Origin of the sequence: Chengkuizengella axinellae (assembly GCF_030730905.1) — a bacterium.
GTDB classification, from domain to species: Bacteria; Bacillota; Bacilli; order Paenibacillales; family KCTC-33759; genus Chengkuizengella; species Chengkuizengella axinellae.
In genome coordinates this window covers 119775-140158 of sequence record NZ_JAVAMP010000003.1, presented here as the reverse complement: position 1 = coordinate 140158, position 20384 = coordinate 119775, and the positions used below count along the sequence as shown (strand labels likewise).

Below are 20384 nucleotides of genomic sequence, written 5' to 3'. Positions count from 1 at the left end.
TTACACCTCAATCGTAGTTATCTTTTTAATTAATATAAACCCGATTGTCCCTGAAATAACTCCTGCAACAATAAGCATAATGCCAATAGGGTGTTTAAAAAAATCTTTAAAGTATTCAGGTTCAATCAAAAAAATAATGAACCCTACAGCAATAGGCATACTGCCTATAACCCATCCAGATAATCTCCCTTGTGCTGTTAATGTTGAAATCTGACCCTGGATTTTATTTCTGTCTCGTATCGTTTGCTCAATCGTTTCCAATATCACTGACAAATTGCCTCCAATCTGTCGTTGAATTAAAATAGATTGAATCATCAAGTCTAGATCTTCACTTGGCATTCTTTCTTTCAGTTCATTTAACGCTTCTTCTAATGAAAGTCCGTACTGCATTTCTTTTATCATAAGCCCTATTTCTTCTTTCAAAGGAGATTCACATTCTTCTATAACAGATTGAAAGGACTGCACTAAACTAAAACCCGCTCGAAGTGAACTTATTAAAGTAGTAATCATATCTGATAAACCGTCATTAAACATTTTAATGCGTTTTTTTTGTTTCATTTTAATCCAAATGTTAGAACCAAAATATATAAAACAAAATCCAAATAGAATCATGAACCAATTGTTGAAAATCAAATATGCTGTCAACCCTGAGATAATGGAAAGTATCATTCTAAACATGACAAACTCTTCTGGTCTAATAGAAATTCCTGCGCTGATCAATTTTTGTTCCAGTTTTTTAGTGTTTCTTCGTTTTTTCAGCTTTTCCTGGACAGATTGTTGGAATAATTTCGTTTGGACTAAAAAATGAAAAGAACGCTTGTCCAGTTCTTTCTGATCATTTTCTTTTAGGAAAGACTTCATTCTCCTTTCCATTTTTTTATCTGATTTAAAGAACATTTGGAACAAGCTAAAAAATAAAAATATTGAGGTCATCATGAAAAGGACAAAGATTAAAATTTTCAAAATTCCATCCTCCTAATTTAAGCATATTCATCCTCAATAAACACTGTAGGTGGGATATAAACGCCAGAGACTTCCAGTCTTTCATAAAATTTCGGACGGATTCCTGTTGGTTTCAGCTCTCCTATGATTTTACCTTCTTCATTAATCCCATATTGTTCAAACACAAAAATATCTTGTAAGACAATTACGTCTCCTTCCATCCCTTGCACTTCAGTAATATGTGTAATTCTCCGAGTTCCATCCTTCATTCTAGATTGTTGAATAATGATATCTATCGCACCCGCGATTTGTTCTCTAATCGCTTTTACCGGCAAATCTATACCAACCATTAATACCATCGTCTCCAAACGAGAGATCATATCACGTGGACTATTAGAGTGACCTGTTGCAAGAGAACCATCATGTCCCGTATTCATTGCTTGCAACATGTCTAAAGCTTCTCCTGAACGTACTTCCCCTATAATAATTCTTTCGGGTCTCATACGCAGTGCATTTTTAACAAGATCACGAATGCTGATTTCACCTTTTCCTTCTAAGTTGGATGGTCTGGATTCAAGTGAAACTACATGCTCTTGCCAAAGCTGAAGCTCCGCAGCATCTTCAATCGTAATGATTCTTTCATCACTTGGTATACAGGAAGATAAAACATTTAGTGTGGTCGTTTTTCCTGAACCCGTACCACCACTTACAAAAATGTTTAATTTCGCTTTTACACAGGCATCAATAAATACAGCCATATCCTCTGTTAAAGTTCCAAACTTGATGAGATCCTCCATTTTAAAAGGATCCTTTGAGAACTTTCTGATCGTTAAAGTTGGACCTTTTAAAGCAAGTGGAGGAATAATAGCATTTACCCTTGAACCGTCCGGCAATCTAGCATCAACCATTGGACTGCTTTCATCTATTCTTCTACCAATAGGTGCTACGATTTTTTCAATAATGCTCATGATATGTTCGTCATCACGGAATTGAACCTCTGTTTTAATGATCTTACCGTTTTTTTCTACATAAACCTGTTCTGGTCCGTTAATCATCACCTCAGTAATAGTAGGATCTAATAATAGAGGATTAATGGGACCATAACCTGTTAAATCGTTAATAAGTTCATCCACAACTAGTTTTCGGTTAATCACACCTCTGAATTTTTCATTCTCTTTCATAATTTCTACTGCCATGGCATCAATTTGAGGAATGATTTTTTTCACATCATCATCCTTCATTTGATCCATTATTTTCTTATGCAATAATTTTTTCAGGTCTTGATGTAACACCATTTTTGGATCTTTTGCATTTTTTTTGTCCACATGGTTATCCGTTTTTCGATAGGAAGATAGTAAATCTATTTTAGGGGTTGATAATGTTTCAATAGAATCAGTTTGTTTCAACTTTGATTTTTCTTCTTTTTTAGCTTGGATTTTATTTAATAAACTCATAGCATTCACTCCTGTCTAAAATATAGATCTTGCTGCTTTCCCTTTTTGAAAAATAGACTGCAATATTGAATTTGATGGCGGTTTTTTCTCTTCGGTTACAATGACATCCTCTCGTTTAGACAACAATTGTTCTGCTATTTTAAAGTAAGCTTTAGCTAAATCTGTTTTTCCGTGATTTGATACAAAAGGAACACCTACATTCATAGATTGTGTTACGAGTTGAGGCTGATTGGGAATATGAAAGATATTTTCTGTCTCAAGAATACCTGGAACGTCTGCGGTTTTTATCACACTATCAACAGAGGATTTATTCACCAATACACGCACCTTCTCTTTCTGACCTAATATATCAAAGGTTTCCAGCATCATTTTCGTATTTCTCATCACAACCATATCTAAAGTAGTCAATAAAAATATTTCATCTGACTTTTCAATAAAAAAGAGACTCAGATCCTGCAACCCTGCTTCCGTATCAACAATTAAATAATCAAATTGATTAACAAGCAGCTTATAGACTTTTTCTAACACGCTGGTTGTAACCAACTCTGCATATTCTGGTCTTTCAGGCGAAGCTAATATCTTGACTCCGCTGCTATGACTCACAAGGAAATTGGCTAATGTATATTCATCCATCTGGTCCAATTCTTCCACAGTATCTTTTATTGTAAAGGTTGGTCTTACATCCATAGATAAACAAAGATCACCGAACTGAAAATTTCCATCAATGTTGCAGACCCTCATATCATTTTTTGCCAGCGCAACAGCTAGATTTGTAGACATAACCGTTCTGCCAATTCCTCCATTTGCACTGCAAATGGCAATCATGTCACCCTTTTTATTTTTGCTGGCTTCCTTAGCCTCTCTGGCTTGTCTTATTTCATTCTTCATCATTTTTCACATCCTCTTTATCTAATCGACCATGCAGAATCAGTTGGATCGAACCTGCATTTGAAGCTTTGACTAGTTTTACCGCGTCATTCGCGGATAATTCTAACGTACTTGATTTGTATTCAACATATTCCGTATCGGTGGTAGACTCGATCATTCTTCTTCCTACCGCTAAAACACGAACCTCCTCTAATAGAAGCTCAGACATTATTTCTTTTGTGTCTTTGACCTCATACGTCCAAATCACATCTACAATATCTTCTGGTTCAATTAAGTTGGATACCGATGTAACAAAATTGACACCAATAGATACTGCACGGAACCCTTCTGTTACTTTTCTTGATACAAACAAAGATTCATCAGCTTCACTTCCTATACGATGTTCTAAAATAACCTCATTAGCTGCAAAATCAGCAAGAGCAATCTTACCTATAACCTTTTCAGGATCTTTTATCGCTTTAGAATGCACCCCATCTTCTGGCACTTGTATCACTTTTAGTGAACTTTTGTTTATCACTTGATTTTCAAAAATAATTTTATTCACAGCAACTACATCAACTAGTTTCACATTTACATCCGTATTTGTACTCATTCCATCCATATATTTATAAAAGAGTAAGGTTGTTACTAACCCCATTACAATTGCTAATATTAATGTCACTTTAGACTTCATTGCATTTCACCTTTTCGTTGAATTAATCCGTTAACCTTATCCCATAGGCACCAAAACTTACGACATCATCTCCATCATTAGTAGATCCTGTACCAGCATATGCAATAAATTGACCAGTAACATAGGCCTTTCCATTGCCGTTTCCATTATTTCCATTTCCATTGCCGTTATTTCCATTTCCATTTCCATTTCCATTGCCGTTATTTCCACTGTTATCGCTATCATCACTTTCATCCACTGTTCCTACATATGCCAGATAAAAATATGCAAACCCTACAACCTCTACTTCTTTTAATTGATTGCCAGTTTGATTGTATGGACGATACACAGGCACTAAAACAATTCTTGAGCAATCTCGAGGTATTTCGCTAAAACGAGTTAAAGTAAAATCACAGTTATTAATTCGTTCTTCAATTGGCCGAAGTGTTGGTTGCGCCATATTCCCAGTTTTCGTTTCTAATATGTCTCCAATCTCAACTACTCCATCATAACCTTCCCTTAAATTTTCCTCATAATTACTTGCTCCACGACCTCCTAAATCCAAAGCTCCAAAAAACCCGTTGCCAAAGTTACTATCATCACTTCCTGCTAAATCACTTCCCGCTCCTACTTTTAAAATATATTCTTTTTCAAATTCTAATTCTTGCTCATCGATGCCCAGAGGAACAATCCCAGTTATACTTCCAATTGGTTTTATCTCTGCTTTGGCATCTACTGGAACATCTATACTTGTAACTCCAAATATCTTCGCGAAAGAAAGAGGTACTTCTTCATTTAATGAAACGGTCACATCTTGTTCAATATTAATATCAAGAGATTCTAAGTTATCCTGTTCATCATGTTTCATTAAAATGGTATCTACAATTCCTTCAACATTAGATTCATTAGTTAACAATTCTTGCGCTCCAGATAATACAGCTGCATTGGCTGCCTTTTGCAAGTCCGTTTTTATAACATATATCTTCGAAAAATCCACAACTAACCCAACAAAAGCTAATAATGTTACCATTGAAATCGAAACTAACACAAGGGAATTTCCATTTTGATCTATTATGAATCTTTTAAATTTAAACATTTGATCACCTTACACCTTACTCAACTCGAATCGTAGAGTTTGTAGTTATTTCCATAGAATCAGGGAAAAATATATCAATTAATGGAGTGGCTGCTTCAAAAGGAGCTGTAAGAGTCACAGTCACATAATCTCCAGACTTTCTCAAAGAATCATCAGGGGAAATGGATACTTGTAGACTTGTATTATCATCAATTTTGATATAATCGATTGCGAATCCAGTAATTTCTTCATCCGTTTTCCCCAATCCTCCCAACCTTACTGCTTCTTGAGTTGTAAGGTGTTGATTCATGTAACTGAAGCCCAGTCTGCCAAAATCAATAATTCCGCATAACATAATTAATAATAATGGGAACACCAATGCAAATTCAGTTAGAGATTGACCTTTTTCATTTTTAAGCATCAGTTAAATTCCTCCATTAATCCAATTCCATACCACACCACCTGCTATTGCCACACCATAAGGAACTGTTCCTGAAAAGGATTGTTTTTGAATATTTAACGGAATTCTGATTCCACTCTTCAGTCCGTATAAAAAATAAAAAATGAGCTTTATTTTCTGTTTTCCTCCTTTTTTAAATAAAAGAACAAACAGTGATAACAAGCCGCCTATAATGCCCATATATATCGCTGTATAAACTACGAATGAAATACCTTTAAATGCGCCAATTAATGCAAGCAGTTTCACATCACCTGCTCCCATCCCTCCCATAAAGTATGGGAGTAACAGGATGAACAGCCCTACAAAACAGCTTAATACTGAATATAGAAAGGGTTGTATTCCACCCGTAATTAAATGAGTAACTAGAGCTAAAAGTATCCCTGGAAAAATAACAGCATTGTATATTTTTCGATTGTGTAAATCCGTAATGACACAAATAACTAAAATAACGAATAAACTAATATTTAAAAACATCATTTATCCTCTTTCAAAAATGAATATGTTTAATCCATAAATACATTTGAATTTTGTATTATGAGAAGAGGTCAACGTTTTTCGTTGACCTCTTAATTAAATTCTTTGTTTAATTAATTACCACCAGTATTATCATTAGTATCAGGAATTTCAGTACCGGTAATTCCTGTATTGCTGATACTAGTCTGTGCATTTGTAAATAACGCTAGAATTTGACCACGTAGTGCAACAATAACCCCAACTACAGCAACAGCAATAATTCCTAAAACCAAACCATACTCCGTTAAACCTTGTCCTTTTTCTTCTTTCACTAATCCTACTAATTTATTTTTCAACATATTAAAAACTCCCTCTTTTTTTATTTAAATTTGATTGAATCTCCTATTTTTAATCCTGTTTTTACAACAGCACCAGATGAAAGTTCAATGATGGATTTTACCTGTTTGAACTTCCCGCCAATTTTCCATGGAGATAGATTCTCCTCAATTCCAACTACTTCATAATCAGAATTAAGATAAACAACATCAATTGGAAATTTCATGAAGAAAGTATGTATTTGCGAACAGGGCAGGATATGAAGAGCACCATCACGAAAAATATGTTTTTTGAACATGAGTCCTATAAACCGAGAAAAAAAAGTATGTGCAAAACGGACTTGTTCAGCAATGACAACATCGTTTCCTTGATTGATTACCTTCAAAGTCAGTCACCTCCCTAAAATAAAAATTACCCTGCGTTCTCCGAAAGCAGGGTAACAAAAAGAAATCCCTAATCTTTCGGCAGCTGGCAAGCATGGTGTCACCACTTTAGCCCCTATAGCTTTGCGTCACTGATTTTCATCAGTTTTGCCTTTGTCGTATTTTCTAGAAGATTTCACTCTCAATCGATGTGTTGTTGTATATAATCATAGCTTGATAGAATCCAGTTTGAATATCCAACAAAATGACCAAAATTTTCGAGCAATTACCCTGCCATTCGTCATACCACTCCCCCTGTAATTCGACATAGACTACCTAAATTTTACCTATAATGGAATAGTTCGATAGAATTAAACACATTTCGATTTAATGCTACTATAGTAATAAATGCATCATACAAATGAATTAAAGGCATGATTATTAGTACCTACACATAAACTGATGATAGGAATGTGAACAAAATGTGAAAAATATGTGAAAAAAGTCATTGACACTAGGTGTTAACTATGAAAAAATTAAATAAATTTATAAAGGAGGAATTTGTACATGGAAAATCGTGAGCAATGGGGATCGCGCGTTGGTTTTATATTAGCAGCGATCGGTTCTGCCATTGGATTAGGAAACATTTGGCGTTTCCCTTATGTGGCATATGAAAATGGAGGTGGAGCATTTTTAATCCCTTACTTCTTTGCTCTTCTAACAGCGGGTATTCCAATCTTGATATTAGAATTTGGTGTTGGTAGATCAAAACGTGGTTCAGCCCCACTATCATTTAGTAGACTTTCAAAACGTTTTGAATGGTTAGGTTGGTTCCAAACATTCTTATCCTTTGGTATTATTACTTTTTATTCCGTTATTATCGCATGGTCAATCAACTATATGATCTTCTCATTTAATTTGAAATGGGGCGATGAACCAGAAGCATTCTTTTATGGAGACCAATTTTTAAATCTATCTGATATTAATGGATTTAATTTTGGTGGTATTCAGTGGCATATTTTCATCCCATTGATTATTGTATGGGCTGCACTCTTTTTAATCATTTCCAGAGGAATTAAAAAAGGGATAGAAAAATTAAGTCTTATATTCATGCCAATCCTACTTATATTAATGGTTATTATTGTACTTAGAGCTATCTTTTTACCTGGTGCATTAGAAGGCCTTAATCATTTATTTACCCCTAATTTTGATTATATTGTACCTTGGGGAAGCAACCCAGAATGGGGACAGGTTTGGATAGCAGCTTATGGGCAAATTTTCTTTAGTTTATCTATAGCATTTGCAATTATGATTACATATTCTAGTTACTTACCAAAAGACAAAGATGTAAACAACAGTGCTTTCATTACAGCATTTTCTAACAGTGGATTCTCATTTTTAGCTGCGATTGGAGTTTTTGCAGCAATTGGTTTCATGGCAAATCAAGCTGGCTCAGATGTAAGTGAAGTAGCAACTGCAGGACTTGGCTTAGCTTTTGTGGCATTTCCACAAATTATTTCTGAATTCCCTGCATTTAATGAATTTTTCGGTGTACTATTTTTCTTAACATTGGTAGTGGCTGGATTTACATCCGCTATCTCTATCATTGAAGTTGTAGTATCTTCAATCATGGATAAGTTAAAAGTTTCACGTGCAAAAGCTACTGCATGGATTTGTTTAATCGGATTTTTAATCAGTTTAATATTTATTACAGGTACAGGATTATACTTCTTCGATATTTTGGATAATTTTATTAACAGCTTCGGGATCGTGATCTCTGGATTTTTAGAATTAATTTTATTAGGCTGGTTCATTAAATTAGCAACTATAAGAGAAGAAAATAACTTGGTTTCCGATTTTAAAATTGGTTACTGGTGGGATATCATGATCAAAGTAGTTACACCAATCATGTTATTGATCATGATCATCTTGAACTTCAGAAATGAATTCAGTGAATCATATGGAGGTTATCCTCTATCAACCATCTTAATATTTGGTTGGGGTGCTTTAGCCATAATGGTAGTTGTATCTGCTATTATGAGTGTAATAAAGTGGAAAGATAGTCAGGAGGGGATTCGCTAATGAGCGGAGGAGCTATTGCGATGATGATTTTCGGAGCTGTGTTGCTTTGGGGCGGAGCTGCCGTAACCATCTCCATTGCTATGAGAAAGCAAAAAAAATAATTTTTTGATATATCTTATTCAAACCCTTCGATAATGATCTTGTCGAAGGGTTTTTCACTTCCCTTCTCTCCATACATCTCTCCTTTTAAAAAAAATAATCAGATTATTTCTTACCTTCTATGTATGAAGCTTTTAATAAATTGGATAAAATACACTTACAATACAATTACTACTTGATTTAAAATCCACTTTATAATATATTGATATATGAGCAGATGCTCATATATCAATATTAGGAAGGGATGTGCTTCTTATGCATTCACATCATGATCAGAATCATAGTCATGGTCATGGTCATAATCATTATGCTTCGAATAATAAAAGAGGATTAACAATTGCATTACTTATTACAACATCAATCATGTTTTTAGAATTTTTTGGAGGACTCATTACAAATAGTCTCGCATTACTTTCTGACTCTGGACATATGTTAAGTGATGCCACTTCACTGTTCTTAAGTCTTGTTGCCATGTGGATCGCAACGAAACCCATGCGTTCAACAAAAACATATGGATTTCATCGTTTTGAAATTTTAGCTGCATTATTCAATGGTGTTACATTATTCGTCATAGCAGGATTCATTGTAAAAGAAGCTTATGAACGTTTTTGGGACCCTCCTACCGTTGCAAGTGGTTCTATGATGTTAATCGCTTCTATAGGTTTGTTTGCGAATTTATTAAGTGCTTGGGTTCTAATGAGGAAAGGTGATGTTAAAGACAACATCAATGTTAGAAGTGCTTATTTACACATCATTGGAGATGCATTAGGTTCAGTCGGAGCCATTCTAGCTGGTTTTCTTATGTTGTTATTTGAATGGTACGTAGCTGATCCCATTATTAGTGTGATTGTAGCCATTCTTATCCTAAAAAGCGCATGGGGTATTATTAAACATGCTGTTCATATTTTAATGGAAGGAACACCCGTATCCATTGATTATGAAAAAGTCAAAAATACGTTATTGAAAATAGATGGAGTGAAAGACGTTCATGATCTGCACATTTGGACAATTACATCTAATATGCACTCACTAACTTGTCATGTTGTCATTGAAGATACAATGAACGAGCAAGACATTTTACAAAAAGCTATACTTATCCTTGGAGATAAATTCCATATGAATCATGTGACAATTCAAATTGAAAAATCAAATACTCATCATCCTGAGTTAGAGGTTTAACCATCCCCAAAAGTGAAGTTAAGTAGTGGCATAAAATCAAAATCTTATATCAAAAATAAAAGCCCTTGATGTATCACATCATAGGGCTTCACTTTTTCAATCTATTTCATATAGATTTAACTACTTAACATATTTTTTAGCTTTTTCAATCGCTTGATCCTCATCTTTACCAGTAACATATCTGCCATTGATAAAAATAAAAGCGTTTCGTGTACATGGACCGCAATATGATTTGCAACCTACTTTTATCGTTGCATCCGGTGCTATTTTTTTTAACTTAGGCATGACTGTCTTCATCTTCATGTGTTTACATTTATCACAAACTTGTATTGTATTAGGCATGTTATGAAAAAATCCTTTCAATAAGTTCAGCTATTAACCTGTACTTATTGTAATGAAAGGTTCACCAGAAATCAATGATTATGCTAAGATATCCTCAATTTCTTGTAAATCTTCTACAGATAATTCTACTCCTGAGGCTTTTACATTTTCATTCACTTGATCTGGGCGAGAAGCACCAACGATACAACTGGAAATGTTATCTAATCTTAAAATCCACGCTAGTGCCAATTGAGCTACACTTATTTCATTTCTTTCAGCAATGACCTTTAATTTTTCAACCTTTTGAAGCTGCTCTTCTCTTAATACATACTCCATCCACATATTAGATTTAGGATCCGTAGCTCTTGAGCCCTCTGGCAATGGAGCTCCAGGTTTATATTTTCCAGTTAAAGCTCCCTGAGCTAGTGGGGAGAACACCACTTGACCGATACCTTCTTGTTCAGATAAAGGAATAATCTCTTTTTCAATGTCACGATGGAACATGTTATAAAGTGGTTGATTCGATGCAATTTGATCTAAATTATATTTTTGAGAAAGACGAACAGCATCGTTTAATTGAACTGCACTCCATTCACTTACTCCTGCATATAAAATTTTCCCTTGAGATACTAGATCATCAAGAGCACGTAAAGTTTCTTCTAGTGGTGTTTCAGGATCATATCGATGACATTGATACATATCTATGTAATCTACACCTAATCTTTTTAAACTTGCATCACACTGCTCCATAATATGTTTTCGAGATAATCCATTATCATTAGGACCTTCTCCCATTGGGAAAAATACTTTTGTAGCTAAAACATAGGAATGACGAGGGTATTTACTTAATGCTTTTCCAACAACCTCTTCGGCCGCACCGTTATAATATGCGTTAGCAGTATCAAAAAAATTAATTCCCAACTCATATGCACGATCTACAATGGCTTCAGCATTGCTATTTTCCACTGAACCTCCGTAGGTTAACCAGCTCCCTAAACCAATTTCACTGACTTTAATTCCTGCTTTTCCTAAACGACGATATTTCATTAAATTTTCCTCCTTATGAATAAAAACATCTTAAATCCAATAATTAAGCACAGTAAGTATTTTAGACCACTCATTGCTATTTTAGTCCTAATTCTTTAATATGGAAAGTAGTGAAATTTTATTTATATTATTACTTATTTTATATAAACTATCTTTTTGATAGTAAAAGAATTAGAAGTAATTTTAGGAGGAGAAGAACTTGAACTCAAATGAAGATTTACATGACTCACAACAAAATTATATCCCTAAAAATCCTGTTCATATTGAATGCTCAATAGAAAAAACAATAGATGTAGTTGGCGGAAAGTGGTCTTTCTTAGTGTTAAGAGAATTATTTTGTGGAAAAAAAAGATTCGGTGAATTGCAAAAAAGTATTCATGGAATTAGTCCAAAATCTTTAACAAATACTTTAAGACATCTAGAAAAGCAAGGTGTATTAGAACGTCATGCCATAGCTACAGTCCCAGTAACAGTTGAATATTCTCTTACTCCTAAGGGGGACGATTTACATCCGATTATCAAACAAATGAAGTTATGGGCAGCCAAATGGACTTAATCTTCAACTAATTGTACTTGTTCAAAAAGTTCAGATGAACTTTTTGAACAAACATTCATATTACTTTCAAGCCCTCGATCATAATGCCTACGGCTTCATTATAAATCCTTGGAAAATCAGAAATAGGCAGTGGGTTAACTCCTCTTCCAGCCTCAACAGTAAAACCAGGTCTTCTAAAATCTTGAATAAACCAATCCTTGTAACCTGCATCACTCCCTGTTAATTTAACAGGTTTATATCCACTTACGGATTGAAAATGATTGGCAATTTGTTCAGATACTGGGGGCTCCAAGTCACGATAGTTCCAATATATCTCCTCGCCCTGTGTATGAAAAGCAATTACCATGTCAAAATTATTATTTGAAGTAAAATTAGCTATAGTCCTAGCTTCTGGCTCGCTTAAAGGACTTGGGCCTACCCAATCTCTTGGTCCTGGACCTGATACTGCACGTCGATCTCTTTCTACCTCCCAGTTTGCTGGAAATTGATCATTTAAATCAACACCTCTAATATTCGATTTCCATCCACTAAAATTAAAGGAACCATTATTCCATTCTAACAACTGTTTATAATAAGGGTGTGCCTCTGTAATACCCTCTTGTACAAGTTCAACTCCATCAGGATTAACCATAGGCACAACCCATAGAGTCGTATTTTCATACCATCTTTTCATATCCGAACCTCTTAAAGTTCCATCTGAACTATACGCTTTTGCATAATCCTCAATAAACTTCATAAGCAATGGAGTTGTAATCCATTCATTTGCATGGAAAGAGCCATTATAATGTACTTTTTTGGGTCCACCACCAATTTTAATAGCCCAAATATCCTTTCCCATTACACTTTTCCCAAGACTAACTACTTCTAAAAAAGGATACTCTTTTTTTAAAGCATTCATGTCCTCCACCATTTCTTGATAACCATATTCTGATGTTGTATCTACTATACTATTACCAGAACTATTTGGTAATATGATCATTTGTCCTACGTATAACTGGCTTGGATCCACATTTGGATTAGCTGCGAGTAAAGAATCCAATTGAATATTAAATTTCTGTGATATCCCATAAAATGTATCTCCCGCCTGAATCACATAATAGTTTAACTGTGCATTTGGAATTTGTAACACTTGACCTGGAATTATATAATCCATATTTGTTAACTGTGGATTTGCATTTAAAATGGCATTGATGCTAACTCCAAATCGTTTTGCTATTCTATTTAAAGTATCTCCAGATCGGACAACGTAAGTTCTCATGTAAAAACCTCCTAGAAAATGAAATAAAAAGCTTCGTTCGTCTTTTTTCTCCTCTAGAAATATTATGTATTCATAACTTGTCACATGAGACAAAGAACAAAACTCTTATTGGAGTCTCTTAAAGATATATCTCTTTACTTGAACCTCAATGATGAAAAGGCGTTACAAAAAAACTGACCATATTGATCAAAAGATCAAACATGAGCAGTTTTTAAAAATCTCATATATCGATTTATAAAGTCAACTATAATAAACTTTTCATTAGTGGACTAAGGTAGTATGTTTCACATCTACTGTTTCATCCAACCATTGATAAGCAATTTTCTGAAAAATCACCTTATCCCCACTGCAAAAAAATCCATGCAGAGGTGTTGAGTTCATACTCGCGTTTAATTGTCCTCTATCAAATAAAATCGCACTAACTTCTCTTGCTGTCTCCTCTGCAGAATTAATCAATTTCACCTCAGAACCCATTACTTCAGATATCAAATGAGTTAGAAATGGATAATGTGTGCAGCCTAAAATTAAACAATCTAATTTCTCATGCATGATTGGTTCAAGTGATCTTCTAACTATATCCAAAGACTCCTCATTTTGAAATCTTCCTTTTTCAACTAATGGAACAAATTCTGGACAGGCTTGACTTATTACTTGAATATTTGAAGAAATCATATGAATTGCATCCTGATAAGCTTTACTCCTAATTGTCCCAGATGTTCCTATTACCCCTATAGAACCTGTTTTCGTATATTTAATGGATGTCCTCACACCAGGATGAATTACTCCAACTACTGGGATAGGTAAAATCGCTTTTATATCATCCAATGCAACAGCTGTTGCTGTATTGCATGCTATGATCATCATTTTAGGATTAAATTTAATCAAATAACTAACAATTTGAAGTGCAAATGAACGCACTTCTTCGGATGTTCGAGGACCATAAGGTGTTCTCGCTGTATCTCCAAAATAAATAATCTTTTCATTAGGCAGTTGACGTTTTACTTCCTTCACAACAGTCAAACCGCCTACACCCGAATCAAATATGGCAATCGCTTGCTGCACATGAACCGCTTCCTTCACAATAATAAAATGATGTTATACAATGTTTAAGATATGTATATTTGTAGGGAAGCGTACCAAATTATTTTATTTCTTGTTTTTCATTAGGTGCAAATTTCCAAATAAGTATTAAAATCATAGATATCAACGTGAACGCGATGAAAGAAAGAAACGGGATTGTAATAAAATTCAACCAGTTAATATAACTTGCGTTACATGGAACTATTCCGCAGCTGCTGCCCGTATCTTGAAACAAAGAAGTTTTTTGAATGATATAGTGATACCCTGATATCATCACACCAAGGATTGTTATAGGTAAAGTGTAAACAACGATTTTTACATCTTTTCGCAATGCTGCAATTCCTAGTATAATTACTAGTGGATACATTAAAATACGTTGATACCAGCAATATGTACAAGGAATGTACCCTCTTATTTCTGAGAAGTATAAACTTCCCAACGTAGCAATCAGGGAAATTGCCCAACTCATATATAATCCATCCGTTTGAATCATTTTTTTTAGTTTCATAGAATCACCTTTTTTATTCAAATAACAATTATTTTACCATATGTGATTCAGAATATCACTAAATGACACTCTTTTGAAGATGTGGAGAATTATTCTTTAGAAAAAGAAAAATATTTATTATGAATTATATTATAGAAAGTGAGTGTTTGAATTATTATGAAAAAAATATCATTGATTTATGAGATTTCATTGCTCATATTAGCCATTGTTTCTGTATCATTAACCTTTGTAACTAATAATGAAACTTTCGAGCTAGTAGATTGGTTAATATGGGGAGTATTTGCTGTTGATGTTTCTGTTCGTTTTATAACAGCGGATAAAAAGTGGGAGTATGTGAAAAAGAATCCTTTTGATATTATTGCTGCTATTCCATTCGATGCTATTTTCCAGTTCGCAAGAATTGTTCGTTTATTCAGAGTGATTAGAGCTATTGCTATTGCCTCAAGATTATTTAAACCTACAATACTAGAAATTTTTCAAATCAATGGGCTTAATAAAGTTGTAGCATCAGTATTTGCTTTAATTTTTATCCTCTCCATTCCAATTGCATTTGTGGAACCTTCAATTGATAGTTATAATGATGCCATTTGGTGGAGCATTGTGACTGCCACAACAGTTGGATATGGGGACTTCTCACCTGAAACACCATGGGGAAGAATGATTGCAGTCGTGCTCATGGTATTCGGGATTGGATTGATCGGTATGGTAACAGGGTCTATCGCTACTTACTTTATGGAAGGTAAAAAAGAAGAAAATCCTAAGATTGAATATTTAAAAAAAGAATTGGATCGATTTGACGAATTAACAAATGAAGAAATTGATACGATGATTGATATGTTAAATAAACAGAAAAAAAATCTAAATAATCAACAACAATGATGATATTGAAAAGAAATGTGCAACCCCAAAAAAGGTTATAGAACTCTAACCTATAATTTTTTTGGGGTTATTTTTTTGCTTATTTATTTGTAGCATGCTGCTTATTCGGTAATTTTCGATTCGGCTGTCCTTTGCCATAATGTTTTTTATTTTTTTCATTTTTTTCTTGAGTTTCATTAATCTCATCCACAAATTGACTTAAGTCATCCACATGTATCACCTCCACCTATCTTCAAGCTTGGTATCTTAACGTGAACCAAAATAACAATTTACTTAAAATAAAAAGGTCCCAATAAAGGGACCTTCTCTGACGGTGTTAGTTAAGAAAACTCATTCTTAAAATTACGAGAAGAAACTTGTCTAATTATTGTTATACAATAACTTTACATTTTTACTTGCAGTTAAGGTTTTTAAGCTTAAATTACAAGGATGGCTTCTTACATCGAATCAGAAAGAATCACTTTGGCTGATTCGTTGAATTGGTTGTCCAACGGAACCACACCTCTCTTTCACCGTCAAATATAGTATGAGCAGTACTTAACTTTATTATTCATCTTAAATTAAAAAAAGAAAAAACCTACAGTTTTTAACCTGCAGGGTAAAAATTTTATATTAAAAAAGGGGGTAATTTCATTATAGTTGTTTAATATTAAAATCAGATGAAGACCATGTTAAGGTTTGATTACAAAACTTAACGACAACTCACTTCCATCTTTATAACATTTAAAAAGGTCCCAATAAAGGGACCTTCTTTGACGGTGTTAGTTAAGAAAACTCATTCTTAATTATATGAGAAGAAACTTGTTTAATTATTGTTGTTATACAATAACTTTACATTTTTACTTGTGTTTAAGATTTTAAACTTAATTCACAAGGATGGCTTCTAACATCGAATCAGAAAGAATCACTTTGGCTGATTCGTTGAATTGGTTGTCCAACGGAACCACACCTCTCTTTCACCGTCAAAAATAGTATGGGCAGTACTTAACTTTATTATTCATCTTAAGTTTAAAAAAAGAAAAAACCTACAGATCTTTGCCGTAGGCTGAAAAATTTCTATATTAAAAAGGGGTAATTTCATTATAAATGTTCATTGTTAAAATAAGATGAAAGTAATGTTAAGGTTTGATTACAATTACAAAACAAAATTTTAATACAATACCTCATTTTATTTTTGTTTAATTTTGTTTAATCTTCTTTTTTGCATAATAATTCCGAGGGATTACTTGAGCGATACAACTTTGTCTGGTGAAGAAAGATTAAAGCAAAAATTCGGAACAGGAGGTATCTTAACTGGAACAAAAATCACAGATCTAACACGAAGATATATGGAATCTTTAGAATTCTTTTTTATGGCTACAGCAGATCAAAAAGGAAATTGCGATTGCAGCTTTCGCGGGGGATTCCACTTATAAAAGTATTGGATGAATCAACCCATATTCCCTGATTATGCTGGAAATGGTGCCTTTCAAAGTTTAGGAATGGCAAACTGCCGAAGAAAACTTTGATATCAATAATGGAAGACTACATCATTTAGCCTTACACGTACAATCGAAAATGATTTTAGAGCAAATTGAAAGTAGATTGAAACAATCAAAATATAGGATTCAATTTGATGGTATTGGGGTTAGAGGCGAAGAAACAGGAGATATTACATTGTTTTTCTTTGGTCCAAGTGTAATTCGATTTGAATTAGCGACTAATGAAAAGGATACGACAGGAAAGGTTCCTATCATTGGAGGATGTGGTGTAACTGATTAAAAGTTGTCAAAATATTGTGGGTATTTAGTATCCATGTTATGCTTCTTTCATTCCTTTTTTTTGTCACCATGCTATTAATTTAGTAAAATATATATTGCTATAGAAAGGTGGTGAATCTAATGTCTTCATCAAATAGAGAAATGGCAAAAGAAATTCTCTTTAAAGCAATGGAAGAAGGATATGTTAAAAAACACCATTCCGAGGATTCTAATGAGGATAGAGCTATTGAAATTTTAAAATTTTATAACATTATACTTAATGGGTTAAAAAGTTCGGATCCCAGCATGAAACCTTCTAAAGATAATTAGTCAAAATACAATAACGTTTCTTATTACTAACCTCATTAAGTAAAGTTTATTATTTTCTTATTGAGGTTTTTATTATTTAAAGATGGAATGAAAAAATAGAAGAACACTTCTATTTATATGTGCCCTTCCTATCATTCATTTTTAAACTTCTTTCGTAACAATATACTATTCTTTTTTATTGATAATCGTTGTCATCAGATCACTCATTTTATTAATGAGATGTTTTCTAATGACTTCTTCTAATTCAACTTCAATCATGCTCTTATTCATTAGGTTCAACCAAGTTTTAGCATTTTCTGGAGTTGTGCCAAACGAATGACGTGATTTTACTTGTTGATGTTCTTCATGACTCGTTTCATTTTCATTACTTAATAAATTCCGAATGAAAGTTCTTTGTCTTGCTTTTAAAACATCGATATCTACATTTCGATCTTTGAACATTTTAGTATAATACTGATCTTGTAATAAATGACTATAAAACACATCGATAAGTTCTTTTATTTTGTGAGATTCAACAGTAAATGAATGATTCATTGTCATTACAATCCAACTCCTAATCATGAATGTGGTTTTTTTGTTAAAGAGTCGTTATTTGTAAATCATCTGCTTGTACAATCATTATATGGGGTTAAAAAAGTTCAAATTGTGATTTAGATCACACTCAATTTAAATGTCTAGATTCAAGACACTAAAATCAACCTGTTTGATTTGTTCACTTTCTAAAAAAAGAATGATCATTAGTGGATATTTCTATATACAGTACACGCGCTCCAAGATCATTAACAATCTTCTCTCTTATACTTATCTGCATATCCTCCTATGATTCAAGCATTATGCCACTTGCCATGTCTTACTTTAATATTGTCTAGTAGTTGGTTTTAGATCCTTCACATTCATTAGGAGATTATTATCCGGCTTATCATAATAAGATTGCATTGATACAGCAGAGTTTAACCATCAAAGACAATATACATGTTGTTTTACAAATGTTTTCTTTCCTGCGAGTGGTGGACCATATACCAGGTATACTTTCTTTTCTGCTTTATATCCAAAACGATGGTGTTCCTGGTTGTGGCAATTAAAGCATACCAAATCTACTAGATCAGGACACATCACCTTATTGTGTTTCTGGTTCCTCTATCTCCTCATTGGTATAACCTTTTAAATGACCTAAACTAATTGTTATAAGTTTTTCTTCTTCTTCACTTGTTTCAACAACACTACACATGTGATTTCTTTTAACCCTGCTTCTTTGGCTGCTCACCATCGCTTTTTTTCTCCTTTAATGATAGTCATAACGATACGAATTAAGATGGGTTACAGAACTCCATGTTTTTTGTATGTTTCTAACAAGTGATTAAATAAATAAAAAAGGAAACACATTATCTTCGATTCCAAAATTATCTTGAGTATCATCTTTTATATCAGCATCGATTGTATTTGTTGTGCTCACAAAATTATTCGTTCTTGGTAAATCGCCTCTATTAAAACAACCACTACCAGCATATGCTTTTGTGTATTCTACAGGTGTGATCTGAATTGAATCTCCTGCGCGCACCTTTGCTCCACCACTAACATTAATTATTTTAGCTATACCTAAAACTGATGGCATATCACTCACCTCATTAAAATAATATATATTTAATTTGTATATGCTAAGTTTAAAGAAGTGTGTAAAACGCTCACCGATGCGCTCCCGATCTGTTCCTCATCCGATAACCCCATCGCCAGAGAGGCACTTAACACTAAGGGGAGGGAAACCTCCCCACCTAATATAGGTATATCACAACCGCCTAAAATTATGAAAAAATTCAATTCTATTGATGTATTGTTCTTTATCTTGTTTATCACCGTATTAAGCAACATAGACTTCAAGAGTTGGTTAGATTACGTCTTGGTAACAACTATAGGTTTATGGATCATCACATCAGGGTATAAACTGTATTTAATGAGGGAGTGACATAATGAAATACGAATTTAATTCATAGGAAGAACTACTCAATTTTGTTCGAGATAACTTTCTATATGTAAATGAAGCAGCAGAGTTTTTGGAATGTACTAACCAAGCCATTAATCAATCAGTGAAGAATGGTAAACTTAACCCGGTCAAATCGAGTAGATCGGGTTCCTTATTCTTTATGAAACACTTGGAGGAACGAAAAAAAGAACTAGAGGAAATAAGGAAGAAATACCATCCTCATTCATAAGGACGGTATTTCTATGTTAATCAACCACTAAGGGGTACATAGAATAATCCTGAAATTATTATCGCAAATAATATGGCTCCCCAAAAAGTATTATAGAATGTATCTTCCCCTTTATGAATTTTCTTAACTATAGAAACAAAATTAGTAAAAAACACAATAGCTACAAAGGGTAGAAAATAAATATAAAGAACAGCAATAACATTAAACATAGTAATCCCTCCTGATAAATAATTATACCTATTATCTTCCTTACGGTGAATCATAATCCCAAGTCATAATAATCTTTATATCTTGTGTATCTCCATCAGGACATTCAATATACCCGCCTTTAACAAGTCCGTTTAATACTTGACGGACTGTTTTCTCATCTTTGCCTGTTTTGATTTCTAACCCAGGAATAGTCGGCATTCTTCTTCTAGTAGCTGAGTAATTGTATAGGATTCTTAACACTTTTCTTTGTAGGTCTGTAAGCATGAA

The 20384-nt window shown here is 33.6% G+C and carries 28 protein-coding genes and 1 riboswitch; of the genes, 8 read left to right on the top strand and 20 right to left on the bottom strand.

The features are described 5' to 3' along the window. The 9 genes from Q5Y73_RS10275 to Q5Y73_RS10235 all read right to left on the bottom strand — a co-directional run bounded on the left by Q5Y73_RS10275 (nucleotide 1) and on the right by Q5Y73_RS10235 (nucleotide 6645). Nucleotides 1–963: a type II secretion system F family protein gene (locus tag Q5Y73_RS10275; RefSeq protein ID WP_305991803.1), complete on the bottom strand. Its 963-nt coding sequence runs from the start codon at nucleotides 961–963 to the stop codon at nucleotides 1–3. Between the two features lie 17 nt (nucleotides 964–980). Continuing rightward, on the bottom strand, nucleotides 981–2396 hold the full coding sequence (locus tag Q5Y73_RS10270; RefSeq protein ID WP_305991802.1) for a TadA family conjugal transfer-associated ATPase: 1416 nt from the start codon (nucleotides 2394–2396) through the stop codon (nucleotides 981–983). A gap of 15 nt (nucleotides 2397–2411) precedes the next feature. Beyond that, nucleotides 2412–3284 carry a CpaE/TadZ family protein gene (locus Q5Y73_RS10265; protein WP_305991801.1) on the bottom strand — a complete coding sequence of 291 codons (873 nt, stop codon included), beginning with the start codon at nucleotides 3282–3284 and terminating at the stop codon, nucleotides 2412–2414. After that, nucleotides 3274–3957, bottom strand: coding sequence for a Flp pilus assembly protein CpaB (cpaB, locus tag Q5Y73_RS10260; RefSeq protein WP_305991800.1), 684 nt, complete (start codon nucleotides 3955–3957; stop codon nucleotides 3274–3276). The genes Q5Y73_RS10265 and cpaB overlap by 11 nt, the downstream gene beginning before the upstream one ends. 22 nt (nucleotides 3958–3979) lie before the next feature. Beyond that, nucleotides 3980–5032, bottom strand: a complete 1053-nt coding sequence (locus Q5Y73_RS10255; RefSeq protein ID WP_305991799.1) for a Tad domain-containing protein — start codon at nucleotides 5030–5032, stop codon at nucleotides 3980–3982. Between the two features lie 16 nt (nucleotides 5033–5048). Continuing rightward, complete coding sequence (locus tag Q5Y73_RS10250; protein ID WP_305991798.1) at nucleotides 5049–5432, bottom strand: TadE/TadG family type IV pilus assembly protein; 384 nt, start codon at nucleotides 5430–5432, stop codon at nucleotides 5049–5051. A 3-nt stretch (nucleotides 5433–5435) separates the two neighbouring features. Then, complete coding sequence (locus tag Q5Y73_RS10245) at nucleotides 5436–5945, bottom strand: A24 family peptidase (protein WP_305991797.1); 510 nt, start codon at nucleotides 5943–5945, stop codon at nucleotides 5436–5438. A 113-nt stretch (nucleotides 5946–6058) separates the two neighbouring features. Then, nucleotides 6059–6283 carry a Flp family type IVb pilin gene (locus Q5Y73_RS10240; RefSeq protein ID WP_371320185.1) on the bottom strand — a complete coding sequence of 75 codons (225 nt, stop codon included), beginning with the start codon at nucleotides 6281–6283 and terminating at the stop codon, nucleotides 6059–6061. Nucleotides 6284–6303: 20 nt separating this feature from the next. After that, the gene (locus Q5Y73_RS10235; protein WP_305991796.1) at nucleotides 6304–6645 is read right to left on the bottom strand and encodes a DUF192 domain-containing protein; all 342 of its coding nucleotides are present in this window, start codon (nucleotides 6643–6645) and stop codon (nucleotides 6304–6306) included. A gap of 75 nt (nucleotides 6646–6720) precedes the next feature. Continuing rightward, a riboswitch (cyclic di-GMP riboswitch) is annotated at nucleotides 6721–6805 on the bottom strand. Nucleotides 6806–7189: 384 nt separating this feature from the next. Between Q5Y73_RS10235 and Q5Y73_RS10230 the strand changes: the two genes are divergently transcribed. The 3 genes from Q5Y73_RS10230 (at nucleotide 7190) to Q5Y73_RS10220 (ending at nucleotide 9982) form a co-directional block, all read left to right on the top strand. Next, nucleotides 7190–8704, top strand: coding sequence for a sodium-dependent transporter (locus Q5Y73_RS10230; RefSeq protein WP_305991795.1), 1515 nt, complete (start codon nucleotides 7190–7192; stop codon nucleotides 8702–8704). After that, complete coding sequence (locus Q5Y73_RS10225) at nucleotides 8704–8805, top strand: MetS family NSS transporter small subunit (RefSeq protein WP_305991794.1); 102 nt, start codon at nucleotides 8704–8706, stop codon at nucleotides 8803–8805. The genes Q5Y73_RS10230 and Q5Y73_RS10225 overlap by 1 nt, the downstream gene beginning before the upstream one ends. Before the next feature lie 253 nt (nucleotides 8806–9058). Next, complete coding sequence (locus Q5Y73_RS10220; protein WP_305991793.1) at nucleotides 9059–9982, top strand: cation diffusion facilitator family transporter; 924 nt, start codon at nucleotides 9059–9061, stop codon at nucleotides 9980–9982. A gap of 120 nt (nucleotides 9983–10102) precedes the next feature. On the opposite strand, the gene Q5Y73_RS10215 is transcribed toward Q5Y73_RS10220, so the two are convergent. Together Q5Y73_RS10215 and Q5Y73_RS10210 are read right to left on the bottom strand one after the other, a co-directional pair. Then, nucleotides 10103–10324: a YuzB family protein gene (locus Q5Y73_RS10215; RefSeq protein ID WP_305991792.1), complete on the bottom strand. Its 222-nt coding sequence runs from the start codon at nucleotides 10322–10324 to the stop codon at nucleotides 10103–10105. A gap of 78 nt (nucleotides 10325–10402) precedes the next feature. Further along, nucleotides 10403–11350 carry an aldo/keto reductase family protein gene (locus Q5Y73_RS10210; RefSeq protein WP_305991791.1) on the bottom strand — a complete coding sequence of 316 codons (948 nt, stop codon included), beginning with the start codon at nucleotides 11348–11350 and terminating at the stop codon, nucleotides 10403–10405. A 199-nt stretch (nucleotides 11351–11549) separates the two neighbouring features. On the opposite strand from Q5Y73_RS10210, the gene Q5Y73_RS10205 reads away from it, so the two are divergent. Further along, a complete protein-coding gene (locus Q5Y73_RS10205) occupies nucleotides 11550–11906 on the top strand; it encodes a winged helix-turn-helix transcriptional regulator (protein WP_305991790.1) in 357 nt (118 codons plus the stop codon). Nucleotides 11907–11961: 55 nt separating this feature from the next. Here Q5Y73_RS10205 and Q5Y73_RS10200 read toward each other — a convergent pair whose 3' ends face one another. The 3 genes from Q5Y73_RS10200 to Q5Y73_RS10190 form a co-directional block, all read right to left on the bottom strand. Beyond that, on the bottom strand, nucleotides 11962–13164 hold the full coding sequence (locus Q5Y73_RS10200) for a M14 family metallopeptidase (protein WP_305991789.1): 1203 nt from the start codon (nucleotides 13162–13164) through the stop codon (nucleotides 11962–11964). A gap of 261 nt (nucleotides 13165–13425) precedes the next feature. Continuing rightward, nucleotides 13426–14226 (bottom strand): glutamate racemase, encoded by an 801-nt coding sequence (gene racE / locus Q5Y73_RS10195; RefSeq protein WP_305991788.1) that lies wholly within the window; start codon nucleotides 14224–14226, stop codon nucleotides 13426–13428. A gap of 79 nt (nucleotides 14227–14305) precedes the next feature. After that, on the bottom strand, nucleotides 14306–14752 hold the full coding sequence (locus Q5Y73_RS10190; RefSeq protein ID WP_305991787.1) for a disulfide oxidoreductase: 447 nt from the start codon (nucleotides 14750–14752) through the stop codon (nucleotides 14306–14308). A 156-nt stretch (nucleotides 14753–14908) separates the two neighbouring features. On the opposite strand from Q5Y73_RS10190, the gene Q5Y73_RS10185 reads away from it, so the two are divergent. Beyond that, nucleotides 14909–15631 carry a potassium channel family protein gene (locus tag Q5Y73_RS10185; protein ID WP_305991786.1) on the top strand — a complete coding sequence of 241 codons (723 nt, stop codon included), beginning with the start codon at nucleotides 14909–14911 and terminating at the stop codon, nucleotides 15629–15631. Nucleotides 15632–15710: 79 nt separating this feature from the next. Here the strand turns inward: Q5Y73_RS10185 and Q5Y73_RS10180 are convergent, their stop codons facing one another. Beyond that, on the bottom strand, nucleotides 15711–15842 hold the full coding sequence (locus Q5Y73_RS10180) for a DUF4023 family protein (protein ID WP_305991785.1): 132 nt from the start codon (nucleotides 15840–15842) through the stop codon (nucleotides 15711–15713). A 1015-nt stretch (nucleotides 15843–16857) separates the two neighbouring features. Here Q5Y73_RS10180 and Q5Y73_RS10175 point away from each other — a divergent pair. The 3 genes from Q5Y73_RS10175 to Q5Y73_RS10165 all read left to right on the top strand — a co-directional run bounded on the left by Q5Y73_RS10175 (nucleotide 16858) and on the right by Q5Y73_RS10165 (nucleotide 17700). Then, a complete protein-coding gene (locus tag Q5Y73_RS10175) occupies nucleotides 16858–17046 on the top strand; it encodes a hypothetical protein (protein WP_305991784.1) in 189 nt (62 codons plus the stop codon). A gap of 142 nt (nucleotides 17047–17188) precedes the next feature. After that, nucleotides 17189–17392, top strand: coding sequence for a hypothetical protein (locus tag Q5Y73_RS10170; RefSeq protein WP_305991783.1), 204 nt, complete (start codon nucleotides 17189–17191; stop codon nucleotides 17390–17392). 119 nt (nucleotides 17393–17511) lie between these two features. Continuing rightward, nucleotides 17512–17700 carry a hypothetical protein gene (locus Q5Y73_RS10165; RefSeq protein ID WP_305991782.1) on the top strand — a complete coding sequence of 63 codons (189 nt, stop codon included), beginning with the start codon at nucleotides 17512–17514 and terminating at the stop codon, nucleotides 17698–17700. Between the two features lie 165 nt (nucleotides 17701–17865). Here Q5Y73_RS10165 and Q5Y73_RS10160 read toward each other — a convergent pair whose 3' ends face one another. The 5 genes from Q5Y73_RS10160 to Q5Y73_RS10140 form a co-directional block, all read right to left on the bottom strand. Continuing rightward, nucleotides 17866–18240 carry a globin domain-containing protein gene (locus tag Q5Y73_RS10160; protein ID WP_305991781.1) on the bottom strand — a complete coding sequence of 125 codons (375 nt, stop codon included), beginning with the start codon at nucleotides 18238–18240 and terminating at the stop codon, nucleotides 17866–17868. 577 nt (nucleotides 18241–18817) lie between these two features. Continuing rightward, nucleotides 18818–18967 (bottom strand): hypothetical protein, encoded by a 150-nt coding sequence (locus tag Q5Y73_RS10155; RefSeq protein ID WP_305991780.1) that lies wholly within the window; start codon nucleotides 18965–18967, stop codon nucleotides 18818–18820. 90 nt (nucleotides 18968–19057) lie between these two features. Continuing rightward, nucleotides 19058–19312 (bottom strand): spore germination protein, encoded by a 255-nt coding sequence (locus Q5Y73_RS10150; protein WP_305991779.1) that lies wholly within the window; start codon nucleotides 19310–19312, stop codon nucleotides 19058–19060. A 615-nt stretch (nucleotides 19313–19927) separates the two neighbouring features. Beyond that, nucleotides 19928–20116, bottom strand: a complete 189-nt coding sequence (locus Q5Y73_RS10145) for a hypothetical protein (protein WP_305991778.1) — start codon at nucleotides 20114–20116, stop codon at nucleotides 19928–19930. A gap of 40 nt (nucleotides 20117–20156) precedes the next feature. Continuing rightward, nucleotides 20157–20381 (bottom strand): LexA family transcriptional regulator, encoded by a 225-nt coding sequence (locus Q5Y73_RS10140; protein WP_305991777.1) that lies wholly within the window; start codon nucleotides 20379–20381, stop codon nucleotides 20157–20159. Between the last annotated feature and the right edge of the window lie 3 nt (nucleotides 20382–20384).

What these genes read in the sequence shown, in the direction of transcription:
- Q5Y73_RS10270 (WP_305991802.1), bottom strand. Translation starts at nt 2,396, where the DNA reads ATGAGTTTATTAAATAAAATCCAAGCTAAAAAAGAAGAAAAATCAAAG.
- Q5Y73_RS10265 (WP_305991801.1), bottom strand. Translation starts at nt 3,284, where the DNA reads ATGAAGAATGAAATAAGACAAGCCAGAGAGGCTAAGGAAGCCAGCAAA.
- cpaB (WP_305991800.1), bottom strand. Translation starts at nt 3,957, where the DNA reads ATGAAGTCTAAAGTGACATTAATATTAGCAATTGTAATGGGGTTAGTA.
- Q5Y73_RS10255 (WP_305991799.1), bottom strand. Translation starts at nt 5,032, where the DNA reads ATGTTTAAATTTAAAAGATTCATAATAGATCAAAATGGAAATTCCCTT.
- Q5Y73_RS10250 (WP_305991798.1), bottom strand. Translation starts at nt 5,432, where the DNA reads ATGCTTAAAAATGAAAAAGGTCAATCTCTAACTGAATTTGCATTGGTG.
- Q5Y73_RS10245 (WP_305991797.1), bottom strand. Translation starts at nt 5,945, where the DNA reads ATGTTTTTAAATATTAGTTTATTCGTTATTTTAGTTATTTGTGTCATT.
- Q5Y73_RS10240 (WP_371320185.1), bottom strand. Translation starts at nt 6,283, where the DNA reads ATGTTGAAAAATAAATTAGTAGGATTAGTGAAAGAAGAAAAAGGACAA.
- Q5Y73_RS10230 (WP_305991795.1), top strand. Translation starts at nt 7,190, where the DNA reads ATGGAAAATCGTGAGCAATGGGGATCGCGCGTTGGTTTTATATTAGCA.
- Q5Y73_RS10225 (WP_305991794.1), top strand. Translation starts at nt 8,704, where the DNA reads ATGAGCGGAGGAGCTATTGCGATGATGATTTTCGGAGCTGTGTTGCTT.
- Q5Y73_RS10220 (WP_305991793.1), top strand. Translation starts at nt 9,059, where the DNA reads ATGCATTCACATCATGATCAGAATCATAGTCATGGTCATGGTCATAAT.
- Q5Y73_RS10215 (WP_305991792.1), bottom strand. Translation starts at nt 10,324, where the DNA reads ATGCCTAATACAATACAAGTTTGTGATAAATGTAAACACATGAAGATG.
- Q5Y73_RS10210 (WP_305991791.1), bottom strand. Translation starts at nt 11,350, where the DNA reads ATGAAATATCGTCGTTTAGGAAAAGCAGGAATTAAAGTCAGTGAAATT.
- Q5Y73_RS10200 (WP_305991789.1), bottom strand. Translation starts at nt 13,164, where the DNA reads ATGAGAACTTACGTTGTCCGATCTGGAGATACTTTAAATAGAATAGCA.
- Q5Y73_RS10190 (WP_305991787.1), bottom strand. Translation starts at nt 14,752, where the DNA reads ATGAAACTAAAAAAAATGATTCAAACGGATGGATTATATATGAGTTGG.
- Q5Y73_RS10185 (WP_305991786.1), top strand. Translation starts at nt 14,909, where the DNA reads ATGAAAAAAATATCATTGATTTATGAGATTTCATTGCTCATATTAGCC.
- Q5Y73_RS10170 (WP_305991783.1), top strand. Translation starts at nt 17,189, where the DNA reads ATGATTTTAGAGCAAATTGAAAGTAGATTGAAACAATCAAAATATAGG.
- Q5Y73_RS10165 (WP_305991782.1), top strand. Translation starts at nt 17,512, where the DNA reads ATGTCTTCATCAAATAGAGAAATGGCAAAAGAAATTCTCTTTAAAGCA.
- Q5Y73_RS10160 (WP_305991781.1), bottom strand. Translation starts at nt 18,240, where the DNA reads ATGACAATGAATCATTCATTTACTGTTGAATCTCACAAAATAAAAGAA.
- Q5Y73_RS10155 (WP_305991780.1), bottom strand. Translation starts at nt 18,967, where the DNA reads ATGGTGAGCAGCCAAAGAAGCAGGGTTAAAAGAAATCACATGTGTAGT.
- Q5Y73_RS10150 (WP_305991779.1), bottom strand. Translation starts at nt 19,312, where the DNA reads ATGCCATCAGTTTTAGGTATAGCTAAAATAATTAATGTTAGTGGTGGA.
- Q5Y73_RS10145 (WP_305991778.1), bottom strand. Translation starts at nt 20,116, where the DNA reads ATGTTTAATGTTATTGCTGTTCTTTATATTTATTTTCTACCCTTTGTA.
- Q5Y73_RS10140 (WP_305991777.1), bottom strand. Translation starts at nt 20,381, where the DNA reads ATGCTTACAGACCTACAAAGAAAAGTGTTAAGAATCCTATACAATTAC.